Here is a 24,120-nt window from a genome sequence, read left to right on the forward strand (position 1 = left end):
ATCCAAGGACGCATACCTAAGCGGTAAGACAGTTCCCATTCACGTCCCATGTAGCAGAAAATGCCGATCAGGAAGTGGAAAATTACCAATTGGTAAGGGCCGCCGTTGTACAGCCACTCATCGAGGGAAGCTGCTTCCCAGATTGGGTAGAAGTGCAAGCCGATCGCGTTTGATGAAGGAACAACAGCACCTGTGATGATGTTGTTACCGTACATCAAGGAACCTGCTACTGGTTCGCGGATGCCGTCGATGTCCACTGGAGGGGCAGCGATGAAGGCGATGATGTAGCAGATGGTGGCGCTGAGCAAGGTAGGAATCATCAGGACGCCGAACCAACCTACATAAATGCGGTTGTCGGTGGATGTGACCCACTCACAGAACCGTTCCCAGACATTGGCGCTTTCGCGCTGCTGTAAGGTTGTTGTCATGTTTTTATGATTGCTTTATTTGGTTTTCAATGTTCTTGACGGCTTTGTGTTCCGCCATGTAAATAAACATAAACCTTTTATTTCAGTTTGTAAAGGGGTTTTAAGCGCAATTTTTGTAATGACTGTCATAAGCAGAGCTGATGAGAAGCTATAAAGCTTGCTGTCTGGGGATTTTGAAAGCAAAATGCGGAATTTGCGGGCGATCGCACGAGAAGCAGAATGCTCATAATTTAGCTGGACAACCAGATTCGGGACGGGCGTCAATGTTAAGATAGATGAAGGGTTGCGATCGCCAACCGCAAAACTCGTACTGACAGATATATGTTGTTGCCTAAGTCCGATCGATAAAAATCCCAAGGAATGTCCCGCACCGCCACCTACAGCCCTGCTTACACTCTGGTTCCTACTTACGAGTGTTTTAACCGCTGCACCTATTGCAATTTTCGGGCAGAACCCCTGCAAAGTCCTTGGCTGACACTCGCAGAAGCCGAAAAACAGCTCAAGTTGCTGCTTCCTCAAGGTGTAATTGAAATTCTCATCCTCAGCGGCGAGGTACATCCTCAAAGTAAACGGCGAAAAGCTTGGTTGCAGCGGATTTACGATTTGTGCGAACTGGCACTTGCTCTGGGATTTTTGCCGCATACTAATGTGGGGCCGCTCAGCTTTGAGGAGATGGCACTGTTAAAACAGGTGAATGTATCGATGGGGCTGATGCTAGAACAGCTTGCCCCAGATTTGTTGCAAACGGTTCACCGACACGCACCGAGTAAAGTGCCGGCGCTGCGGCTGCAACAGTTAGAATGGGCTGGGAAATTGAAGATTCCTTTCACAACTGGTTTGCTGCTGGGAATTGGGGAGAGTGAGGCAGATTGGATGGAGACATTAGAGGCGATCGCCCGGATTCATTCGCGCTACAATCACATTCAAGAAGTTATCCTCCAGCCTCACAGTCCGGGAAATCAACAAAGTTGGGACGGTCAAGTTTTTGATACTACAAAAATGCCAGAAGTAATTGCGATCGCCCGCAGCATTTTACCTCCTGAAATCAGGCTGCAAATTCCCCCCAATTTAGTTGCACAGCCAGAAATATTACTGGCTTGTTTAGAAGCAGGTGCTAGAGATTTAGGAGGAATTGGGCCGCGGGATGAAGTTAATCCCGATTATCCTCACCTGCAACACCACACTTTAACAAAAATTTTAGCAGCAGCGGGATGGCAACTCGTGCAGCGTTTGCCTGTTTATCCTCAGTACGATAAGTGGCTGCCCCAGACATTGCAAACTGCTGTCAAACAATGGAGACTTGGGAATATTTATTAAATAGACCTCTTGCAAAAATAACTAGGACGGGCTCTCCGGCCCATCCCACAAAATTTTTTTTCTTGTGGAATGGGCCGGAGAGCCCGTTCCAGAATTTGATTAAAAGGATTTTTGCAAGAGGTCTAATATGAATTGCGCGCGCCCGGTTAGAAACCGGGTTTCTTAGAAAAATTAGGGTTTAGTAGCGAATAATTCGGGAAGAAACCCGGTTTCTCGACACCCATGTGTAAGTCCTATAAACTTGCATACTATCAGATTTTAAATCAAAGAACCGCCACCATCAATCCACACTTCAGTACCTGTGATGAAGCTGGAGGAATGCGATACCAGAAATAACACTAATTGGGCGACTTCTTCGCTAGAACCTGCCGTATTATCCGTCAAAGGAATCATGTCTTGAATAGAATCAGGCGCGACTGGAATGCGATCGAGATGGCGCTTAACGGTGCTTTCTTCAATGGCAGTCAGCACCCCGCCCGGACAGATCACATTGACTCTAATTTGGCAGGCTGCGAGTTCTAGCGCCAGCATTTTTGCAAAGGCTACTTGGGCAGCTTTTGAACAAGCGTAGGCCGTGGCACCAACTTTCCTGAAACTTCTGGTGCCATTAATTGATGATGTAATGACAATCGAACCTCCTTGTTTTTTCAGATAAGGAATAGCATACTTAACAGTCAAAAATGTTCCTCTGAGGTTGGTGTTAATTGTCCGATCCCACTCCTCGGGTTCTATTTCTTCTACTGGCGACCAGACACCGTTAATCCCCGCATTGGCGAACACAATATCAATTCTTTGATATTTGTCAAAAATTGTTTCAAATGCCTGCTGCATATGCTCAGAATCAGCCACATCTGCGGCAATCGCCAGCCCGCAACCTCCTTCACTGATTAACTGGCGGACAGTTTCTTGTGCTGTTTCTAAAGTGCGATCGATAATAGCAACTTTGGCGCCTTCCTTGGCCATTAAAATTGCTGCTGCACGACCAATTCCCGACCCGCCGCCGGTAATAACGGCAACTTTTTCTGCAAGTTTCATATTTTTTTATGTAAATATTTTTGGGGGGACGCCTATAAATATAAGTATAAAGAGAGAGGACTGAAGTCATCACTACGAATAGGCTTGAGTCATCAAAAACAGCTAAGTAAAAATTTGTTTGATGCGATCATCATAGCGGTAAGGTGCGCCTCGCGCACCCTACTTTAGACAGAGGATTCCGTCAAGATTACGGTCATGCTTACGGCTGCGGAACCCAGACTGAAACTGAACCGGCGTTACACCGAAAATCACCCCAACCATCGTCATTAGTTGCGATCGGTTCTTTGATGTGTTCGGTGATGTCAATATAAGTTCGATTCGGTTGTCCTACTTCCATAAACTTAGTGCCATCGCCTCCGTTACTGAGTACCACAGCCATGCCGCCCGGATGTTCTTCATCTCCGAGTCGCGTCCAGCCAATAGTGTTGGCGTGGTCGAAGTAATCGTACTGATTGCCGTAGGAATAAGTTTGGCGCGCTAACAAGAATTTATCGAGAATAAACTGATGTTTGTCTAACCAAATCTCGTATTCGTTGCCATCGTTTGCTGTATCCTTATAGTTAGCGCCGTAATAATCCGGGTAAAAAATGCACGGATATCCTTCGCTTCGCAGCAAGATTAAAGCGTAGGCAAGGGGTTTAAACCAAGCCTCGACAACTGATTCTAGGGATTGCAAGGGTTGCGAATCGTGGTTGTCAACCAAAGTAACGGCAAGGGTTGGTTGGTCTTTAACCAGGGTGTTATCAAAAATTGTTCGTAAGTCGTAGCTGTTGCCGGCCTTGCTAGCAGCGTGGAAGTTGTAATGGAGAGGGGCATCAAATAAGGATACTTTACCGTCCGTTTCTTGGATGAAGTTGTGCAAAGCTTCCACTTCGTAAGACCAATATTCGCCGACGGCAAATAGCTCGCGTTTGGCATAGTTACGAACGTGTTCCAACCATTCTTGGAAAAATTCTGCTTTAACGTGTTTGACGGCATCGAAGCGAAAGCCGTCAACATTTGTTGTATCGACATACCACTCACCCCAGTATTTTAATTCGCCTGTGACTTCTGGGTTGTCCATATCTAAATCGCAACCCATGAGGTAGTCAAAATTACCTTTTTCTAGGTCTACTCCTTGATCGAATTCTTTGCCTTTCAGTAGGTAAATGGCATGGGTTTCGGTGTCGTAAACGTTGTAATCAATGGCGTCAAAATGCCACCAATGCCACTCCATGCTGGAATATTTTTTGTCGCGGCCTGGGAAAGTAAAATGCGTCCAAGCCTTGATTTTTTGATATTCGCCTACGGTGTCATTCCGGTTGTCGGGATTGAAGGGTGTGGCTTCAGCTTCTTCTTCTCCATCGGCCCCTAATTTGTGGTTGAAGACAACATCGGCATAAATCCGAATTCCTGCATCTTGGGCAGCTTTAATCGCGCGCAAATACTCATCTTTTGTGCCGTATTTAGTGCGTACCGACCCTTTTTGGTCGAATTCGCCTAAATCGAATAAGTCGTAGACGCCATAGCCGACATCCATACCGCCGCCCGTTCCTTTATAAGCGGGTGGCAACCAAAGAGATGTAACGCCAATTTTTGCTAAATCTTTTGCAGATTCCGCTAGCTGATTCCACAGGCTGCCGTCATCGGGATTGTACCAGTGGAAATACTGCATCATCACGCCATTGACTTCAGACATATATTTAGTTTTTCCTGTTTTGTAATGTTGCGATCGACATTTATGTTCGTAGCTTGCTACTTTACTTATGTCTGCAATCTATTGTCAATAAATATCATAAAAGATGGGGTTGCTAAAAAAAATCTATCTGTTGATGTATTGACAACCGAAGGTAAATTTGATATAAAAAATTGAGACCTACAGAAAAAAATTAATTGGGTGGCGATTGTGCGGCAACTCGCTCAACTCTGGTATTCCAAGTACCGTCGATCGCCAATTCAAGCAATCTAAATCCCGGGGGGATTTCGTCAAGGATAATCGGATGGCTTTTGGGTAAAAGTTGGATGCAGGTGCTGGGTGTCCCCAAGTAGGTAACTGAGCCCCGCTGTTGTTGAAATTCTTGGTGAATGTGACCGCAAAGAACGATTTTGATTTGAGGGTATCGATCGACAATTGCCAAAAATTCATCGGCATTGTGCAGCATCATTCCATCCATGATTTCACAGTCGATCGGCAGCGGATGATGGTGCAAAGCAATCATAACAGGTCGATCGCCCGTTTGTTGCAATTCAGAGTCCAGCCAATCCAAACTTTCTGGGGAAAGCCGCCCGCCGTCGCATCCGGCTTCCACACTCGAAAGCAATAGAAATTGCCAGTTTCCTTCCTTCCAGGATTTTTCTGGGGAAATCGGCGGCTTATCTAAGATTTGCTGCATTACTAATACGTTATCGTGATTTCCAGGTATCCAATAAGCTGGGATTTTGAGGGAGGAAATCAGGGAGGCTAGGAGCTCGTAGGATTCGGGTGTTTCGTCTTGAGACAAGTCGCCTGTCAGCAGCAGTAAGTCTGGCTGGGGCCGGATCTGTTGCAGGCGATCGAGAACTGCTTGCAGGGTGCGGGCTGTTGAGAGGCCTTTCCATTCTCGATCGAGCTCTGCAAACAAGTGTGTGTCGGTGATTTGGGCGACGAGTAGGGGAGAAGCTGGTGTCATGGCTGGTGTTGCGGGCGATCGAAGTATTTCTACAATAACCTCGGATGGGTTTTGGAGGTGTGGGAAAACAGGGCGATTCCCTAGGGGATAGCTGCGCTTCACGAAATTTTTGACAGGTATGTTAAAATTTTCGAGATTTGGTGTACTATAAGAAAACGTCAAATTTCAGACGTAACGGCGGCATAGCCAAGTGGTAAGGCAGAGGTCTGCAAAACCTCCACCCCCAGTTCAAATCTGGGTGCCGCCTTTTTTAATTTCTACCGTAACAAATTCTTTGTCACTGATGACAGATTTTTTTCCATTTAGGCGATCGCTATCTGGTAGAGTTTGATATGGGAAGGGCGATCGCTTCCTTAAAATCTGGCGAGCCTGTGATTCCGGTTTGGTGCGATCGGATAGATCAGCAGTTGGCGGGTAGGTTGAAGGGGTAAGTGCGATATCAACAGGAAGGAAATTAGTGAATGGGAAATGAGTGACAGGAAATTAGTAAATGAGTACAATTGAACTATTCACCTTTATCATCGGTTAGACCATTAACCTTAATCAATTTTTTGGTAAACGCTTATGTCAATAAAAAAACCAGCTTGGCTGAAACGGGAAAATTTTCTACGGATGCTAGAGCAGAATGATTTTCCAGAGTGTGCAGAGTGTAAGATACGCCTAGATTTAACTATTGATCATCGAACACCTCGCTCAAGAGGCGGATCTGATGAACTATCTAACTTACAGTTTCTCTGTTTTACTTGCAATAGAAAAAAATATACTAAACCCGATTCTTATTGGGCTAACACTCCATTTTATTGGGACAAAGAACCTGATGAGGTGAAGTTTAATACTGCTCAATTAGAAGAGGTTTATTTAAAACTACTAGATAATAAATTTGATAATCCCTACATTAAACTATTTACTCGTCCTTGGAGTTCTATATCAGGAGTGATATATTTACTTGCTTGGATAGTAGGGGCTGGCAAAACAATGGCTGTTCCTGCACTAGCTTTTGCTTTAAATCGGTTAATATTACGCGAATTAGGTAAAGGTTATCAAAGAGTAGACAGGGTGCTAGTTCTGACTAAAGAAAAAGGAATTCGCGACCAAATTGCCAGAGATTACGAGCAAAAAATCACAAAATTTGGTATATGTCAGGAGCCTCCCAGAGTCCAGATAATGGAAGATTTTTCTATGTTCTTAGATAAATCTATAGTAAGTTCGGCTGATATTTGTATTAGCTGTGTCCAATCTTTATGGGATAAGGAAGCAGATCCAAGATTGGCAAGTATACTCAAAGATTTTCCTTTGATAGTTTTTGATGAACCTCATTTTGGAAAAGATAGATATCTTCAAATTACTGAGTATGCTTACTCATCTTTATGTTTTGGTTTGTCTGGAACACCAATAGAGGCAGATGGCAGTTTAATGAATAAATTTGTCCTCTTTTCAGTTTGGGATTATAGGGACGCTGTTGTTAACGATCACCGTCTGAAGTTTATTGATAACGATTCTCAAGTTTTAGGAATTAATAACACAGAGGAGATACTAAATGCCTAATACCTACAATGGCTCGGTTGACTCACTCAACGATGTAGAGCCTATTAAAAGCGAGTCACCATTAATAGAACTGATTCATCCTGGAAAAATTGAAGCTGACATACAAGGAATTATATCGGATCTGAAACCGAGTGAAATCGATCGTATTAGTAATTATTCTAATAATTTACTACCACGGTTAGCGGTTGGCTGGGCTTTAATTAACAATCTTAAACTTCAAGATAGTCTCACTAATTCAGGAAACGCATTAGCTAGGCATCGTTTTCCAGAAATAGAAGTTAAAGGCAAGATTGTCAAAGTAGAACCTTCTTATATCTATCCTGTTCATGCACTTTTGGTAGTGGATGGGATCGAAATAGGAGTAATGATTCGAGATTTACTCAATCAGCTTTTGGAACAGCGGCGCCCTCAATTTCCTTTAGAACAAGGATATCGTGTTGTCTTGGCAGTCGGCCAAGGAGATAGACGTGGCGACTACCCAAATCTGACGCTAGGTGACTCTAAGCATCCTTGGATGTTAGCTAAGGAAAATGCTGGTAATCCAGTAGTTACTAAATTTTCAAAAGGGGTCAAAGCTGGCCGTATTGACTTGGATAAAACTTGGGCAAGGATTTGCATCGTTGATAATTTAGCTAAAGAAGGTATCGATAATCCCCTGTGTGGCGTTATTGGCTTTGCTGCAACTTGTAACTCTCAACAAGAAGCTGTCCAAAGAATAGGTAGGGTTCTAAGATCTTATATTGATGATTCTCAGGTTCAATCTTCTGGCTTACTTTTAGTTCCACCTAAGAGCCTAGATGAAATAAAAATATTTCTCCACAGTCAATTAACCCAAGAGGGTAAAACACTCAAAAGCATAGTTGCTGCTATAGATTATATGATTAATATGCGCCTACGCCTTGAGCAGCTTACAACAATCGACGATTTAATCGATAATCAAGGTGGTAACAGTGCAGGAGAAATGAATACTCCCGATGCTTTGAATACTGCCGAAAGGTTAGCTATTGCCTATGATTTGGGAGAATATATTATTGCCTCTCCGAAGATTTCAAGAGAAGAAGCGATTGAATTAGGCAGAGACAATATCTTAAGAACCCGTATAAATAACAACCCTAAAAAGAAAGACAAGGCTAACGATTGGATTGCTCAGATAAAACAAAATCCCGAGGCAGCTAGTTCCCAACTTCACTTAATTGGCACTATCACTACTCAAGATATCATCCGTCATGAGTCAAGAGATTTAAAAGAAGAAAATATAACCAATGAGCAGTTGGTTAATTGGCTAAAAGCTCACAAACCTGATCAGTTGGGAATGGTTAAGTATTTGCACCATCCAGAGTTTAGAAAGTATCTAGCAGCCGACTATGCGGAAACCTATCGATTGCTTGAAAGCTTACCAACAAAAAATAAAAATGAGATGCAGCAAGACTTAGATAATGCTCGCGAAGCTTTGTTAAAATTGGTTTGGTATAAAATCAAAGACCCTGATGGTAATCTTTATTATTCTTTGAACCAAATAGATCCTAAGAAATTAGCAGGGATTATTAAAAAAAGATTGAATACTGCGATTAAAATTAAACTCATAGGCTATAATAACAAAGAGGCTTCTGTCAGTAAGAAAAGCAGGTATATTCAGCCTCAGTATGTTGCTGTTTTGAGGTTAGAAAATGTACAAAGAGAGTTAGTTGGCTATACTGTCCGTTCCATCCTTTCGGAGTATTGCCCTCAACTTAAAGCATCAATGAATTGGTGTTATGTTCAAGATGAAAATGATGAAATAGAAACTATAGAACTAGATTATGGTGAAGCACCAGCGCAGAACTGAAGATTCAGTAAGACAAGGGATGGGTTTAGCTATGATCCGTTTTCACTCAGTTCATGGCGACATAAATGCTGTTGCCGAAATGATGAATAGTCTTAACTCACCAGGGGCTCAAGCAGCGTTTGCTGATACATGGCTGAGGAAAGCTGCTTATACCTTAACAACTTGTTGGCAGATAGTCTACGAGTTGTGTCGAGTAATTATAGAAGAAGAAATTCATCTCCATCCAGAATGGCTTCAAGGTCAATCTTTTTCGTCATTTAAGGAATATTTTTATTCCAGGCTTAACACATCTCTCGAAACATTGGTTGATTTAGAAGAAACTTATCATTTATTCCAAAAATACAAGCCAGATGTAATAGCAAAGCTAGCTTTATTGACAGAGGAAGAAGATGGCAACCAAAATATAGAACAGGAAAATTTAAAGTCTTGTAGTACAACAGAGATACAGCAGCAAAGGGAGGATAAAAAATCACATGATAACGAGATTTTAAAATTTCGCGATCAATTTATCGAGGAACTATGCCAAATAGCAAGAGACGAAATAGAAAAAAACAACCAACTGATGATTGTAAAAATGTCTGATTACGAAGAGCTGAAAGCAATACTACCCCAAATGAATTCACTAAAACATTGGGAAGAATTAGAGAAAGCCGTTGACAAAGAGTGGCTTTTATCTACTTCTGAAATTAAGCAACTAATAGGGGTAAAGCCCAGAAAATCGCCCTATATTAGGGGCGCTTTCAAATTCACAAAAGACGGTAAAATTGGTAATCAATCCGCTTGGCGTGTTGAAAAAAATTAGGTTCTCCTATTTATATTAACTGTTGTTAAAAAAGGCAGGAATAAATAAAAATCCAACCCCACAGATGGCGGGAATGAATAATCGAGGTAAAGCTAATCGAATTATGCTGACTTACATCACAGAGGTTTTGACATTTCGGAGGGTATAAAGGTAATGGATTTAGAAACATTACTTGAGCGCATAAGCCTTGGAGAAGACCAAGACATTGAATTTAAGTCTGCTGAGGGTGGTTTCCCCAATGAAGTTTGGAAAACTGTATCAGCATTTGCAAATACAGATGGTGGCTATATTGTTCTAGGTGTCACGGAAAATCGAAATCGGTTCGAAATTTCAGGTGTCCGCAATCCAAACGTTTTACTTAAAGAGTTTTGGAATAATCATAATAATCTGCAAAAACTGAGCTTCTCCATTTGCGGCAATTCTGACGTACAAACTTTGAAGATAGAAGATCGTAATTTAGTTATTATTAAAGTTCCCAGAGCAACAAGAACGCAACGCCCAGTTTATATTAATAAAAATCCCATGATGGGAACCTATAAACGTAACCATGATGGGGATTATCCTTGCACTGATGATGAAGTTCGCCAAATGTTGCGCGATGCCAGCAACGATCCTCAAGATATCCAAATTTTAGATAAATTTGACCTTGGCGACCTCGATCCAGAAACTTTAAAATCTTTTCGCCAACGGTTTAGTTCCAGAGAACCAGATCATCCTTGGCTCGGATTCGACGATCGCAATTTATTGATTCAGTTAGGCGGATGGAGGCGCGATAGAAATACTGATCGAGAAGGGTTAACTATAGCTGGTTTACTGATGTTTGGGAGAGGAAATAGTATTTTAGATGCACTTCCCCGCTATCAACTAGACTATCAAGAACGACTGTCTAACGATCCAGAAGTTCGCTGGACATATCGGCTGACACTTGATGGCAAGTGGGAGCCGAATCTTTTCAATTTTTATTATCGCGTCTATAGTCGTTTAGTTAATGATTTAGATATTCCCTTTAAACTAGATAAAGATGCCGTGAGACGAGGAGAAACTCATGTCCATGAAGCTGTTCGAGAGGCTCTGGTAAATACTTTAATTCATGCCGATCATTTATCTTCTCGTCCTGTTGTAGTAACTAAGTTTCCTAATGGTTTTTTATTCAATAATCCAGGTCGCTTAAGGATTTCTCTTTTGCAACTTTATGATGGGGGAATCAGCGATCCGCGCAATCCTAAACTGCAAACAATGTTTCAAATGCTTGGTTTAGGTGAAAAAGCCGGATCGGGTTTTAGAAAAATTCTACGAGCCTGGAAAGAACAGCAATGGTTTAGGCCACTCGTCTCTGAAAAATTTGATTTAGAAATGACATCAGTTGCCCTACCAATGCTTAGTTTAATTCCCGAAGACGTTGAGCAAGAACTAAAAGAAATAGTGGGAGATAATTACTGTGAACTAACAGAATTAGATCGGATTATTTTGGTACTAGCGCATCAATTTGGAGAAATTAGTAATAGTGACATTCAGTGTTACAGACAGGAACATCCTAGAGACATAGGAGAGTGCCTAAAGCACTTGGTCAATAACGGCTGGTTGGCGCAATCAGGACGTGGGCGTGGAACGCAGTACGCTCTACCAAATAAAGGTCAATCGGATTTGCTTTCACTGCTTCCAAGCTCCGTGCATAATGAGCCTAGCTCCGTGCATAATGAGCCTAGCTCCGTGCGTAACGCTCCTAACTCCGTGCATAATGAATCAAGCTCCGTGCATAAGGAGCCTAACTCTGTGCATAATGATGAAAACTTATTTTTACTAGAAATAGCTGCTCATATTCGAGAAAAGCAACGGGTAAGTCCTGAGTTGATGAGAAATACTATTCTGAAACTTTGCTCGGAAAGATATTTAACTGTCAAAAGATTAGCTGAACTATTGAATCGCAGTTCTGAAACAATTAGGACTCATTTTATTAATCCAATGTTGTCAGAAAAATTACTAGAACTCAAATATCCTGACGAACCAACTCATCCTCAGCAAGCATACAGAACCTTACTCTAGCTTACCACTCATAACCGTGTTCTTTGCCCCATTGTATCCAGGCTTCGGCCATAAGCTTCATTCGGCCGCGCTGTTCGGGTTTTACCGGATTGTCACCAGTAATTGCCCTCAACGCCCAAAACCAATGGTCTGGTTTTTGTTCGAGGTCACGCAAAATCAAGGGGATAGCTGGCTGTCCCATGCCGATAATTCTCTGATAAGCCTGGTGCATTGATTTCTGTGTAATTAATGATAGCATCCCCGTTTCGACGCGCCATTCTTCGGCGAACTTCTTAAACTCTGCTTCCAGTTCTACCTGCCTTTCTAAAACATTTTTTGCTTTTGATGGAGATTCTAAAAAATTAGGCATCAACAAATCATTCAGTCTTTGGCAAAAACGCTCTTTCTCTTCTTGTGATAAGTTAGAGAGTTCTTCAGATTCGTCAACAGCATTAATCAGCTCATTCGCTAATTCTTTGGGTGTTAAAGTCGAACTTTTATTTAAGGCATATATAGGAACAATACTCTCTAGTATCTTGACTAAATCATCATGGTTCATGTTTTTTACCGATAACTCAACGCTGGGCTAGTCAAACCTCTAAGAAATATGACAATTAAATTGCCAATCACTAACCGCTCCAAAGCAATTAGCAATTAGCAATATTACCCAAATCATCACATTTGACTGATAATTTTCTGCACGATTCCCACGCCTGTTACCGCTTGCCAGCCAAACAGCCCCAAGAGCACAACATTCAGAAAGATGTGGGTGTACCTCGCCAAATCATTGCCTTTTTGCATGAAAGGAGTCAGCGAGGCTGAAATGGCAATTATTGCCGTCATTCCCAACCCTGCTACTAAGTGCGGGGCGACAAATAGCTTGCCGTTGTTGATGTAGGTGACGGCCATTCCGCCGATCGCCCCCGTTACCATCAAGGCTAGCAGCAAAGAACCCATTTGGTGGTGCTTGATGTTGAATTTGCCCTTAATTAACTCTTTTTTGACTTCGCCTTCGGCGCTTCTGGTACGGCGGATTTGAACGCCGAGATACAAAGCATACAATGAGATGGCCAGCAGTACCCACATTAACACTGGGTGAAAGAATTGGCTCCAAACTTTAACTGACTGGGGAATTTCGAGATTCATAGTGTTCTGAGGATTAGCAAACATACTTCATAAAACTTAGCATACCAGTAAGTCCGTATCATGCGACGGTACAAATATATGAAATGAGACACTGTTATGCCTGCTACTAAACAAGACGCTGTATTGATTCAAGCCGCCAAGACTGGCAACATTATTCACGTACAAGCTTTGCTCGCTAAGGGCGTTAACGCTAATGCCAAAGACTCTGAGGGGACGACGGCTTTGATGTTTGCGGCCCAAAAAGGCTATGCGGAAATTGTGCGCATCTTACTAAACAATGGCGCTAATGTCAACCTCGCGAGCAGGCGTTTTGGGCTGACGGCTTTGATGCTGGCGGCGGCTCACAAGCAGGCTGACTCGGCGCGGCTGTTGCTGGCTGCGGGTGCTGATGTTAATGCTAAAAATGATGATGGAAGTACGGCTTTGATGGCGGCTTCACTCAAAGGCGATATCAATGTGGTGCGGCTGTTACTTGATGCTAATGCTGATGTGAATGTCCGAGATAAAGATGGAGATTCAGCTCTAAAAATAGCTGCTTTATCAGGTCATCAAGTTGTTGTCAAAGCTTTAGCCGATGCGGGAGCTGTTGCTGACAATTCTATGCTGTTTTTAGCTGTCAGTCAAGGTCGCGCTGAAATTATCCGAATTTTGCTTACTTGCGGCGCGGATGTTAATGTTAAAAATCTAGAGAGCAAAACTGCTTTGATGCAGGCACAGGTGGCGGGCAATTTGGCTGTTGTCGAAGCGCTGTTGGCTGCTGGTGCTGATGTCGAAATTCGGGATAAAGACGGCGAAACTGCTTTAACTTTGGCTGCGGATTTTGGCAATATTCATGCGGTGCAAGCTTTGTTGGGTGCGGGCGCTAATCCGAATGTGAAAAATGGAGATGGAGGCACGGCTTTGATGGCGGCTGCTGCTGGGGGAAATTTGCCGATCGCCAATATCTTACTCGATGCTGGCGCGGATATCAACGCTAAGGATAAAGATGATGAAACTGCTTTGAATTTTGCGGTTGTTGAAGGCTGCGAAGATGTGGTGGAATTGCTCTTAAACCGAGGTGCTAGTGTCGGTTCTAGAAATCGGTTGGGCGATACGCCTTTGCTGGTGGCGGCTGTTCACGGCCATAGTGCGATCGTATCGGCTTTGCTGCAAAAAGTAAACTCAAATCGCGCTGATTTTCTGAATGCTAAAAACTTTGGGGAGACGGCTTTGACGCTGGCTGCTTTTCACGGACATAGGGAGACGGTGAAGGCTTTGCTTGACGGCGGTGCAGATCCGAATGTCCCTGCGGATCTGGGGAAAACGGCTTTAATGAAGGCGTGCGATCGGGGTTATGCGGCGATCGTACAATTATTAGTCGAAAAAGGTGCGGATGTCAACTTGCTGGATGATTCGGGCGCAACTGCTGTAATGTGGGCCGCACATCGGGGTTATGCTGATTTAGTCAAGATTTTAATCGCTGCTGGTGCAGAACTAAACCACAAAAATCCGGGCAATTATACAGCTTTAATGCTGGCTGAGTTTAAGGGTTATTCGAGTGTGGTGAAATTGCTCAAAAGTGCTGGAGCACAGGAGTAAATATCGCATCATGGGAGATGCAGACGGCGGTTGAAACCGCGTCTATACAAACCAAGCAGACGGCGGTTGAAACCGCGTCTATACAAACCAAGTCCGCCTCCGCGGACTGAAGAAAATGCCCTGTCAAGAAAAAAAACGTAATGTTAACCGTCCATTCTTCAACCCGCGGAGGCGGGTTTTGTTTTTGTAGGCGCGGTTTCAACCGCCGTCTCATCTTAATCCACAAATCTTGTCTCAATTTGCTTTACTTTACGCACCCAGCTTAACCCGCAAATTTCGTCTCAATTTGCTTTGCGCACCCAGCCGTTAATAGTAAAGCGGCTATCAGCAAAAGCTTTCGAGGGACAACTAACTCGCAAAACTTCGTGCATATAACGACTCAGAAAAAATACGATGCTGTTATTGCGCGGCTCGACAGTTCTGAATGTCTCGGCGGCAACGTAGAAATTGTTCTCGACTTTGCTGTCGTAAATTTGCAATTCGCCACCTGAAAAAGCCTTGGGTTCTCGATAGAAATAATAAACGTAAGTAAAAAATCTGGTGGCGGTATCTGGGGAGCCGCTGTCGTTGTGAAGTTTGTAAAAGTTGTTATCGTTGTGCATGGTTAGCTGAGCTTCTATGTCACCAAGCGAAAATGAGGGAAGATTTAATTTTTGCAGCACGTCGGGGAGAATTGCTTTGATGCGATTAACCATCAGTTCGGAAAATTCGGGGAACGAGTGGAGTACCATCGAACGGCGGTAATCTTCGGCATTAGTTGAGGTGCTGGTAGTCACAAACTCTGATTCTTTTGCTAAAACATATTTGATGAGTTTATTCTTTTCTGCGGGTGTCAAAAAGTTGTCTATTTGGGCGTAGCGAGATATTAAATCGTCATTTACAGGCGGCGCTGGGGCGGGAATTTCGGCGGGAACTTCTACGGGAATTGCGGGCTGCTGCGGTTGCAGTTGCTGTAAGTAAATTGGGGGTTCTGTGACTAATCCGACTAGGTGTTCGCCGGGAAAAGAAAGAGCGGAACGCCCGTCGTCTATGGGGATTTGAAATAAGGTGGAAAAGCCGGGTGTTTGTTGCGTGCGATCGACTAATGTTTTGACAAGGCTGTGCAATAATGGTGTATCGGATTTGAGGGTGACGGTGCATTGATGTCCGCCGGTGAGCAGGATTTTGACTTTTACGTCTTGGGGTTTAATTTGCTGTTGAGTGTAATTCATAATTTTTTAAGGATGCAAGTGGAAACTTGGTAAGGACATAGCAGTTTTGATTGGTGTCATAGTCTTCCAGATCCCCCCTAACCCCCCTTAAGAAGGGGGGGACAAGAGTGTCAAAGTTCCCCTTGTTAAGTGGGGGGACAAGAGTGTCAAAGTCTCCCGTCTTAAGACGGGACAGGGGTTTTCTCAAAGTCCCCCTTCTTAAGGGGGATTTAGGGGGATCGAGACTTAGAGTAAAACCAGAGATACAAAGAATTTCCGACTTAAGTTAAGACCAACAAACACTATTGTATCCCTACAATATGGTACATAATTGAGAATTGCTTTAGGTATTATTCCTAATGCAAGAAGTGGCGGATGTCGGTGAAAACCATTGTGATTCCGAGTTGGTTGGCGGCTTCAATTGAATCTCGATCGCGCATACTTCCGCCGGGTTGGACGATCGCAATTATTCCAGCCTCAGCCGCAGTTTTGACTGAATCGTCGAAGGGGAAGAAACCGTCGCTGGCCAAAATCGCTCCTTTGCTCTTCTCTCCTGCTTGTTCTAATGCTAGTTTAACCGATCCCACGCGGTTCATTTGTCCGGCGCCGACACCGATTGTAGTGCGATCGCGCGTCACAACGATCGCATTAGACTTGACGTGTTTCGCTACTTTCCAAGCAAACAGCAATTCTTCCAACTCGTCAGCAGTCGGCTGTTTCTCAGTAACAGTCCGCCATTTGCTAGTTTCTTCTACTATATTATCAGAGTTTTGTACCAGCAAACCGCCTGCAATAATTTTAACAGTTTGTGGCGGCCCTTGAGTCAAATCCGGCAAAATTAATACTCGAACTTTCGCCTTCTTTTTGATAATTTCTTCCGCTTCAGGTTCGCACCCAGGCGCGACGATACATTCTAAAAATGTTTTAGTTAACGCCGTTGCGGTAGCAGCATCTATCGGGCGGTTGAGGGCGACAATTCCGCCGAAAGCCGAGACTGAATCGGTGTCGAAGGCTTTTTGATACGCTTCTGAAATAGTTGTTCCCAAGGCTGTGCCGCAAGGATTTGTATGCTTCAGAATAGCGGCGGCGGGTGTGTCGGGGAATTCTACGATCAGTCGCCTTGCTGCTTCTAAATCTACTAAATTATTGTAGCTTAATTCTTTGCCTTGCAGGATGGTGCTAGTCGTCCAGCCTGTCGGTGTAGTTCCGCTTTGATACCAGGTGGCGGCTTGATGGGGATTTTCGCCGTAGCGGAGAGTTTGCAACTCTTTTCCTGATAAATTAAACTGTTCTGGTAGCTTCGATGCTTCAGCGGATTGGCTGCTGAGATAATTTGCGATCGCGCGATCGTAGTTTGCTGTATGTTTGAAGGTTTCCAGGGCGCATTTTTGTCGAAACTCTAAGGATGCTTCGCTGCCATTTTGCCGCAGTTCTTCTAAATAAGTATTGTATTGGTCGGGATTGCACAAAACTGTCAGGTGAGCGTGGTTTTTGGCTGATGCTCTCAGCATGGCTGGCCCGCCGATATCTATCTGCTCAATTGCGTCTGCAAGCGTTACTCCAGGTTTGGCAATTGTCTGTTCAAATGGATACAGATTTACAACGACTAAATCGATCGCCCGAATTTGATTTGCGGTTAAATCTGCGAGGTCTTCCGGTACGTCGCGACGTGCTAAAATGCCGCCGTGGATGCGCGGGTGAAGTGTTTTGACTCGCCCGCCCAAAATTTCGGGAGAACCAGTATATTCCGCAACTTTGGTGACGGGGATTCCAGCTTCTTTCAGGGCGCTTGCTGTCCCGCCGCTGCTAATTATGTCAAATTCAAATTCTTCTACTAGACTGCGCGCTAAGTCAATTAGCCCGGTTTTATTGGATACGCTCAGAAGTGCTAGACGTGCCATTGGTTTGAAGTTGCGATCGCAAAAATAGACAGGTTATATTCTATATCAAATCTGTCTGCACTGGTACGATCGGGTAGCACGTAATTGGTAATTGTTAATTGATATTATTTTTTGATGCGTAAGGATGAGCTTGTTTAGGTCTGCGACATTTATATTAGACCTATTGCAAAAATAATTAGGACGGGCTCTCCGGCCCATCCCACAAGAAAAAATAACTCTTGTGGGACGGGCATCTTGCCCGTCCAATCAATTGATGAAAGGATTTTTGCAAGAGGTCTATTTACAAAAATCTTCTAATTTTTATTGAGCATTTGTTTCTAAGTAGTGTTGACATCACTTAGTAGAATGTAATAGATGACTCGCTGGCGATCCAATAGCTGCAAGCTTCGCTAACGCACTTTAATTTTAATAATATCTTAGGATTGTTGGTGGCAGCGGTGTGCTAGCATCGAGTGTAAATTGTTCTTTTCCTAAATAGGCTTGAGAAAAGAGCGATCGCAACAGCTTAATTAAATTAAGATTTTTATTGTAGGGATTAAATATGTTCGATCGAGATGCAGGCCCAGAAAGTAAGATCGGTAATATTAGCAGTTTACGGAACAAAACAGCTAAAAATAGTGGCGAGCCAGCCAACTATCAAGAGTCACCAAAAAGTTTAGCAAAGAATTCGGCAGACAGTCACATCTCAGAAGCTTATAGTATTAATCTGTGCGAATTGCAGCAGATGGAACTAGAAATGCAACAGCTAAAGCGGGATTTGAAAGCTAGCGAATCTCGATTTCGTAATGTAATCGTAAAAAATGCAGACGGCATCGCAATCGTCAACAAAAAAGGACTTGTTTGTTTTGTAAACCCCTCAGCAGAAGCACTGTTTAATTGCAAGGAAGAGGAACTTTTAGGTCGAGAGTTTTTTGGCAGTTTAGTAGTAGAAGGTTCCGCCTGCGACATTGACATGGATACGGATATTATTCCCCAAGTTGGAGAAACAGACGCAGCAGGAATTCGCGTCATACAAATAGAAGTTGAAGCTATTAGCAAGGGGAAAAAAAATGCTGTGGTAGAAATGCGGGTGGTGGAAACGGAATGGGAAGGAGAAATGGCTTATCTAGCTTCGCTGCGAGACATTACCGATCGCAAGCGCGCAGAAGAAATGCTTTGGTTGTACGATCGGGCTATGGCTGCTACTAGCAGCGGAATTATCATCTCTGACGCAACTAACCCCGAACATCCGATTATTTATTGCAATCCCGCATTTGAAAGCATGACAGGTTATCGGCGGGAAGAATTTTTAGGGAAAAACTGCCGATTTTTGCAGGGAAGCGATACCGATCCGGCGGCGGTAGAAACCATTCGTCAAGCCTTGAAAAGCGAAAGCGAATGTCAGGTAATATTGAAAAATTATCGGCTGGATGGAACGGCTTTTTGGAATGCTTTGTCCATATCTCCAGTGCGCGATCGCACTGGCAAATTAACTCATTTCATCGGCGTGCAGAGAGACATTACAGATCGCCAACAAGCGGAAGAAGCATTGCAGAATTCGTCAGCGCAAAGTAGAGAACAAGCAGCGAAGTTAGAAGCAGCACTTAACAAACTCAAAGACACCCATTCCCAACTGGTGCAGAGCGAAAAAATGTCCACTTTGGGATTGCTAATTGCCGGCGTCGCCCACGAAATAACCAACCCCGTCAGCTTCATCTACGGCAATCTCGCTCACCTCAAAAACTATACTCAAGACTTGTTGCACATGGTGGAACTTTACGAACATCACTATCCCGATCCCGTAACGGAAATTCTAGAGGAAAAAGAAACCCTCGAACTCGATTTTTTAGCTAAAGATTTACCTCAAGTCCTATCTTCAATGAGTGTGGGAGTTGAGCGGATTTCCCAGATTGTCAAATCCCTGCGAAACTTCTCGCGGCACGACAATTCCGAAATGAAACCCGTTAACCTTCACGAAGGTATTGATAGCACGCTGTTAATTCTCAATCACCGATTGAAAGGAAACGGCGAAACCCATCCTATTCAAATTGTGAAAGAATACGGCAATTTGCCACCTGTTAAGTGTTTTTCAGGGCCGATCAACCAAGTATTTATGAATATTATCAGCAATGCGATCGATGCTTTGGATGATTGGAACAGCAGGCAAACTTTTCAAGAAATTCGAGAGAATCCCAGCCTGATTAGGATTTGTACGGAAGTAGCAGGCAATTTTGTAGAAATCAAAATTGCTGACAACGGGCCGGGAATAACTGAGGAAGTCAAGCAGCGCATATTCGATACATTTTTTACTACCAAACCCATTGGTAAAGGCACGGGAATGGGTTTGTCAATTAGCTATCAAATTATTGTAGAAAGACACAAAGGCGAATTATATTGTACTTCGGAATTGGGCAAGGGCACGGAATTTACTATCAAACTGCCGATCGAACATTAGATGCAGACGGCGGTTGAAACCGCCGTCTGCATCCGTGGATTTAAAACACCTCCGCACCCTCCAACTTCTTAACTGTTTCAACCTTAGCCCTCGCCGCTTCCCCGCAAGTCTTAGGCGTCGGAAACATCTTCCCAGGATTAGCCAAACCTTTCGGATTAAACACCTGACGCACCCACTGCATCGTCTCCAAATCCACCTCCGAAAACATATCCGGCATAAAACACTTCTTATCAGCGCCGATGCCGTGTTCGCCCGAAAGACTTCCCCCAACTTTCACGCAAAGCCTGAGAATTTCTCCGCCCAATTCTTCCACCTTTTCCAGCGCACCTTTTACCGAGTTATCGTACAGAATCAGCGGGTGCAAATTCCCATCTCCCGCGTGAAATACATTAGCAATCCGATAGCCGTATTTCTCGCTCAAACCCTCAATTTCTTTGAGAACATAAGCCATTTGCGTACGGGGAATTACACCATCTTGCACGTAATAATCTGGACTCAAATGACCCGCCGCCGCAAAAGCAGCTTTCCGCCCTTTCCAAATTTTCATCCGCGTTTCTGGGTCATGAGCCGTCGTGATATTTCGCGCTCCATTCTGCTTGCAAATATCGGCAATCCGCTGTTTGTTTGTGGCCACTTCCACTTCTAAACCGTCGATTTCTACGAGCAGAATTGCCGCCGCATCGCGGGGATAACATCCAGTTGCCACCACATCTTCTACAGCATTGATGCTGATGTTGTCCATGATTTCCATCCCGCCGGGAATAATGCCAGCGCTGATAATATCGGAAACCGATTCGCCCGCTGCTTCTATACTGGCAAAATCCGCTAGGAGAACGCAAATCGATTCCGGCGCTTTGAGAATTCGCAGAGTAACTTCTGTGGCGATTCCTAAAGTGCCTTCGGAACCGACAAATACACCTGTTAAATCGTAACCGGGCATTTCGGGAATTTCGCCGCCCACATCGACAATTGAACCGTCGGGAAGTACCAATTTTAATCCTAAAACGTGATTCGTTGTGACTCCGTATTTGAGGCAGTGAACGCCGCCGGAATTTTCGGCAACGTTGCCGCCAATCGAACAAACAATTTGACTGGAAGGATCGGGGGCGTAGTAGAAACCCGCGCCGCTAACTGCTTGCGTTACCCAGTTATTAATTACTCCCGGTTGCACGATTACTTGCTGATTTTCTAAGTCTACTTTCAGGATTTTTCGCATCAGGGCAGTGACAATCAGCACGCAGTTTTCTACAGGTAAAGCGCCGCCGGAAAGGCCCGTACCAGCACCTCTAGCAACCCAGGGAATTGAGTTGCGATCGCATATTTTGACCGCTTGCGCCACTTCCTCGGTAGTTCGCGGCAATACCACCACGGCGGGGCGCTGCCGGTAGCTGGCGAGTCCGTCGCACTCGTAGACAATCAATTCTTCGCGGCGCTGTACGACGCCGTTTTTGCCGACTACAGCCTCGAATTCTTTAATAACGGGTTTCCAGTTGCGTTCTGTTTCTATGGCTATCATTAGTGAATTTAATTAGGGAACTATCAATAATATTGTTGCAAACTTTACTATTTTTGTGCAATTATTTTTCTAAGGGTTGCAATATTGACAAAGGGAAGGATCGGCAGTCTCTCGACCGTCGGGAAATAGTTTTTCTTTAGTATAACCGCACTTTTTGCATTTATAGATTGCCGATCGCGCTAGCTGAGTCGGAAAATAGCACAGTCCGCAGGGCAATCCGATTTTTGTCTCAGCAATATCGAATCCCGGCCAACCGCACTCCGGGCAGAATTGCATGAATTTTTTAACTAAATCGAGAGTGGCATTTTCGATGTTTTTCATCCGAGTTGGATTGTACATCGCCCGCATATCTGTTTCGATGTGAATTCTGCCGGTTGACGATTTTTTTAAGCCTGCTGTCACAGCGTCAAAAAATTGTTTTTCTGTCCTAATGCCCTTGACAATTTCGCCGTTACCGAGTGCAGCATCGCCAACTACAACCACCAGTGCGTGTTCGGGAAATCCAGCTTTTTTAGCAAAATCATCTGCTTCTTGTATACTGCAAACTAACTGGTGACTGTAGTTAGTGTCCGCAGACAAAGATTCGCCGATAAGTTCTAGATTGTTGGCTGTATCTAATAAAATTACTATTTCTCTATTTGCCGGCAGATACGGCATCATTGGGTGAGGGCCGAAAGTGCCTTCGCTGGCAAAGGCAAGAGTTTCGCCCGAACTTTCTAGAGCTTTTTCTGCTTTCTGGCGAGCCGCTTCTATTTGAGTTCCTAAGCGTTTAACTTCTCGGGTAAAAGTGCCGAATGCGTCAGTGTCAAACTCCGCAGGTACTAGGATATTTACGCCCAATTCTCGTTTCAAAATGGGAGCCATCACCCGTTCTTTTTGGTGCATCGTAGCAAGAACGGCGGTGCGATTTAATAATAGATGTGGATTCACAGACTCACAAACAAAAATTAGATATTTCCTAGTTGCCCCCAGTCACTCCCCCAGCTTGACCTCTGAGTACAAAAATTACTCCCGTCATAATCAGGCCCACGCCTACTAACCGCAGCGGCGGCAAAGGCTCGTTAAATACAATTTTGCCGCCCAAAACAGTAAACAAGTAACTTATTGACAGTAAAGGCGAGACTATGCTAATGTTGGCGCGAGACAAAACTACGATAAAGCCGATCGAAGAAACTGCATACAAACACAGACCTGCAACTATCAAAGGCTGAGTTGCCATTGCCATAACTTTTTCTACTAAATTAGCAGCGCCGATGGGCCCTAAGATTTTAGCTCCTGCCTTCAGACTAAATTGACCCACAACACTGCACAAAATAGCAGCAAGCAAAACTAGAAAAACGCCTCTATTCATTAGTTCACCAACATAATACTACGATATAGAATGGCTAGACAAAAACTCTCCTTAACAGCTTAGATTAAGTTTTATTGAGTTTTGTTCGCCACCCATATTTTAAACATACATACTGGAAATGCAAGTATTGTCGCCAACAAGAGTGAAACAAACATATGGCAGAAGAGACCAACGCAAGCGGGGAATACACTCTCGAACTCTCGATACTCATGCCTTGCCTGAACGAGGCAGAAACTTTAGAAGTCTGCATAGAGAAGGCGCTGAAATCGCTGCGCGAACTTGATATTGCCGGTGAGGTCATCATAGCAGACAACGGCAGCACTGACGGTTCTCAAGATATCGCTACGAGAATGGGAGCCCGAGTCGTACCCGTAGCAGCCAAAGGCTACGGCAGCGCCCTGATGGGGGGCATCATAGCCGCGCGCGGAGTGTATATTATCATGGGAGACGCTGACGACAGCTACGACTTTTCCAACCTCGGCGCCTTTGTCGAAAAATTGCGGGGAGGGTGCGATTTAGTGATGGGAAACCGCTTTCAAGGGGGCATCAAACCGGGGGCAATGCCGCCGCTGCACAAATATTTAGGAAATCCGGTGCTGACGTGGGTTGGGCAGCTATTCTTCTCAAGTCCCGCCGGCGACTTTCACTGCGGGTTGCGCGGTTTCAGGAGAGACTCAATTTTGAAACTGGACTTGCAAACAACGGGGATGGAATTTGCTAGCGAAATGGTCGTCAAAGCCTCTCTGTACAAGTTGGCGATCGCTCAAGTCCCAACGGTACTTTCTCCCGACGGCCGCAGTCGCCCGCCGCACCTGCGAACTTGGCGAGATGGCTGGCGGCACCTCCGATTTTTGCTGCTTTACAGTCCCCGGTGGCTGTTTCTGTATCCCGGTACTGCGCTGATGATTTTGGGCTTAATTGTGAGCATTTGGCTGTTGCCCGGTACTCAAAAAATCGGAGGAATCAGCTTTGACGTACACACGCTGCTTTATAGTTCGATCGCAATTATCGTCGGTTTTCAAGCAGTAACTTTCGCTTTCTTCACCAAAGTTTTCGCCATCAGCGAGAAACTGCTGCCCGAAGACCCCAAACTCAACAAAATATTTCGCTATGTCACCCTAGAGACAGGATTGCTTGTCGGAGTCACGCTGATATTAATCGGAATAGTTGGCTCGTTCTTGTCATTAACTATATGGAGGGAAACAGCTTTCGGTCCTCTAGACTCTTCTAAAACTCTGCGTTTGGTTATTCCCTCGCTCACTTGCCTCACCGTCGGTTTGCAGATGGTTCTTTCCAGCTTTTTTCTCAGCGTCCTGAGCTTAAAACGCAGGTAATAAAAATCCACATAAAATTTCGTTCTACCACCTAAATTAGGGTAGCAC

At 44.2% G+C, this 24,120-nt stretch carries 18 protein-coding genes, 1 tRNA gene and 1 pseudogene; 9 read left to right on the forward strand and 11 right to left on the reverse strand.

Going from position 1 to position 24,120, the window contains the following annotated elements; genetic code table 11:
• A pseudogene (locus QUB70_RS09090) lies at nucleotides 1-428 on the reverse strand (photosystem II q(b) protein); the annotation flags it as partial.
• Nucleotides 429-788: 360 nt separating this feature from the next.
• Between QUB70_RS09090 and cofG the strand changes: the two are divergent.
• The gene (gene cofG / locus QUB70_RS09095) at nucleotides 789-1,745 is read left to right on the forward strand and encodes a 7,8-didemethyl-8-hydroxy-5-deazariboflavin synthase subunit CofG (RefSeq protein ID WP_332979773.1); all 957 of its coding nucleotides are present in this window, start codon (nucleotides 789-791) and stop codon (nucleotides 1,743-1,745) included.
• Nucleotides 1,746-2,003: 258 nt separating this feature from the next.
• Here the strand turns inward: cofG and QUB70_RS09100 are convergent, their stop codons facing one another.
• From QUB70_RS09100 to cpdA, 3 genes are all read right to left on the reverse strand, one after another.
• The gene (locus QUB70_RS09100; protein ID WP_332979776.1) at nucleotides 2,004-2,780 is read right to left on the reverse strand and encodes an SDR family oxidoreductase; all 777 of its coding nucleotides are present in this window, start codon (nucleotides 2,778-2,780) and stop codon (nucleotides 2,004-2,006) included.
• 199 nt (nucleotides 2,781-2,979) lie between these two features.
• Entirely contained in the window at nucleotides 2,980-4,458 is a 1,479-nt protein-coding gene (locus QUB70_RS09105; RefSeq protein ID WP_332979777.1) for an alpha-amylase, read from the reverse strand.
• Nucleotides 4,459-4,648: 190 nt separating this feature from the next.
• Nucleotides 4,649-5,530, reverse strand: a complete 882-nt coding sequence (gene cpdA / locus QUB70_RS09110) for a 3',5'-cyclic-AMP phosphodiesterase (RefSeq protein ID WP_332979778.1) — start codon at nucleotides 5,528-5,530, stop codon at nucleotides 4,649-4,651.
• 74 nt (nucleotides 5,531-5,604) lie between these two features.
• Between cpdA and QUB70_RS09115 the strand changes: the two genes are divergently transcribed.
• From QUB70_RS09115 to QUB70_RS09135, 5 genes are all read left to right on the forward strand, one after another.
• Nucleotides 5,605-5,675, forward strand: a tRNA-Cys gene (locus QUB70_RS09115).
• A 317-nt stretch (nucleotides 5,676-5,992) separates the two neighbouring features.
• Nucleotides 5,993-6,973 carry an HNH endonuclease gene (locus QUB70_RS09120; RefSeq protein WP_332979779.1) on the forward strand — a complete coding sequence of 327 codons (981 nt, stop codon included), beginning with the start codon at nucleotides 5,993-5,995 and terminating at the stop codon, nucleotides 6,971-6,973.
• Nucleotides 6,966-8,798 (forward strand): hypothetical protein, encoded by a 1,833-nt coding sequence (locus QUB70_RS09125; RefSeq protein WP_332979781.1) that lies wholly within the window; start codon nucleotides 6,966-6,968, stop codon nucleotides 8,796-8,798. The genes QUB70_RS09120 and QUB70_RS09125 overlap by 8 nt, the downstream gene beginning before the upstream one ends.
• Nucleotides 8,773-9,600, forward strand: coding sequence for a hypothetical protein (locus QUB70_RS09130; RefSeq protein WP_332979782.1), 828 nt, complete (start codon nucleotides 8,773-8,775; stop codon nucleotides 9,598-9,600). The genes QUB70_RS09125 and QUB70_RS09130 overlap by 26 nt, the downstream gene beginning before the upstream one ends.
• A 153-nt stretch (nucleotides 9,601-9,753) precedes the next feature.
• Nucleotides 9,754-11,643, forward strand: coding sequence for an RNA-binding domain-containing protein (locus QUB70_RS09135; RefSeq protein ID WP_332979783.1), 1,890 nt, complete (start codon nucleotides 9,754-9,756; stop codon nucleotides 11,641-11,643).
• A gap of 1 nt (nucleotide 11,644) precedes the next feature.
• On the opposite strand, the gene QUB70_RS09140 is transcribed toward QUB70_RS09135, so the two are convergent.
• Both QUB70_RS09140 and QUB70_RS09145 read right to left on the reverse strand, forming a co-directional pair.
• Nucleotides 11,645-12,181 (reverse strand): hypothetical protein, encoded by a 537-nt coding sequence (locus QUB70_RS09140; protein ID WP_332979784.1) that lies wholly within the window; start codon nucleotides 12,179-12,181, stop codon nucleotides 11,645-11,647.
• Between the two features lie 116 nt (nucleotides 12,182-12,297).
• Nucleotides 12,298-12,768, reverse strand: coding sequence for a DUF4079 domain-containing protein (locus tag QUB70_RS09145; RefSeq protein WP_332979785.1), 471 nt, complete (start codon nucleotides 12,766-12,768; stop codon nucleotides 12,298-12,300).
• Between the two features lie 96 nt (nucleotides 12,769-12,864).
• On the opposite strand from QUB70_RS09145, the gene QUB70_RS09150 reads away from it, so the two are divergent.
• Nucleotides 12,865-14,346 (forward strand): ankyrin repeat domain-containing protein, encoded by a 1,482-nt coding sequence (locus QUB70_RS09150; protein ID WP_332979786.1) that lies wholly within the window; start codon nucleotides 12,865-12,867, stop codon nucleotides 14,344-14,346.
• Nucleotides 14,347-14,627: 281 nt separating this feature from the next.
• On the opposite strand, the gene QUB70_RS09155 is transcribed toward QUB70_RS09150, so the two are convergent.
• Both QUB70_RS09155 and purH read right to left on the reverse strand, forming a co-directional pair.
• Nucleotides 14,628-15,557 (reverse strand): 2OG-Fe(II) oxygenase, encoded by a 930-nt coding sequence (locus tag QUB70_RS09155; RefSeq protein ID WP_332979787.1) that lies wholly within the window; start codon nucleotides 15,555-15,557, stop codon nucleotides 14,628-14,630.
• A gap of 335 nt (nucleotides 15,558-15,892) precedes the next feature.
• Nucleotides 15,893-17,437, reverse strand: coding sequence for a bifunctional phosphoribosylaminoimidazolecarboxamide formyltransferase/IMP cyclohydrolase (gene purH / locus QUB70_RS09160; RefSeq protein WP_332979788.1), 1,545 nt, complete (start codon nucleotides 17,435-17,437; stop codon nucleotides 15,893-15,895).
• 541 nt (nucleotides 17,438-17,978) lie between these two features.
• Between purH and QUB70_RS09165 the strand changes: the two genes are divergently transcribed.
• The gene (locus QUB70_RS09165) at nucleotides 17,979-19,871 is read left to right on the forward strand and encodes a PAS domain S-box protein (RefSeq protein WP_332979789.1); all 1,893 of its coding nucleotides are present in this window, start codon (nucleotides 17,979-17,981) and stop codon (nucleotides 19,869-19,871) included.
• 40 nt (nucleotides 19,872-19,911) lie between these two features.
• On the opposite strand, the gene glcD is transcribed toward QUB70_RS09165, so the two are convergent.
• The 3 genes from glcD to QUB70_RS09180 form a co-directional block, all read right to left on the reverse strand.
• A complete protein-coding gene (glcD, locus tag QUB70_RS09170) occupies nucleotides 19,912-21,387 on the reverse strand; it encodes a glycolate oxidase subunit GlcD (protein WP_332979790.1) in 1,476 nt (491 codons plus the stop codon).
• A gap of 69 nt (nucleotides 21,388-21,456) precedes the next feature.
• Nucleotides 21,457-22,317, reverse strand: coding sequence for a DUF6671 family protein (locus QUB70_RS09175; RefSeq protein ID WP_332979791.1), 861 nt, complete (start codon nucleotides 22,315-22,317; stop codon nucleotides 21,457-21,459).
• Between the two features lie 28 nt (nucleotides 22,318-22,345).
• On the reverse strand, nucleotides 22,346-22,738 hold the full coding sequence (locus QUB70_RS09180; RefSeq protein WP_332979792.1) for a transporter: 393 nt from the start codon (nucleotides 22,736-22,738) through the stop codon (nucleotides 22,346-22,348).
• A 155-nt stretch (nucleotides 22,739-22,893) separates the two neighbouring features.
• Here QUB70_RS09180 and QUB70_RS09185 point away from each other — a divergent pair, with 155 nt between their 5' ends.
• A complete protein-coding gene (locus QUB70_RS09185) occupies nucleotides 22,894-24,072 on the forward strand; it encodes a glycosyltransferase family 2 protein (RefSeq protein WP_332979793.1) in 1,179 nt (392 codons plus the stop codon).
• Nucleotides 24,073-24,120 lie beyond the last annotated feature (48 nt).

The sequence above is a fragment of the Microcoleus sp. A003_D6 genome (assembly GCF_036702825.1).
In the GTDB taxonomy this organism is placed as follows: Bacteria; Cyanobacteriota; Cyanobacteriia; order Cyanobacteriales; family Microcoleaceae; genus Microcoleus.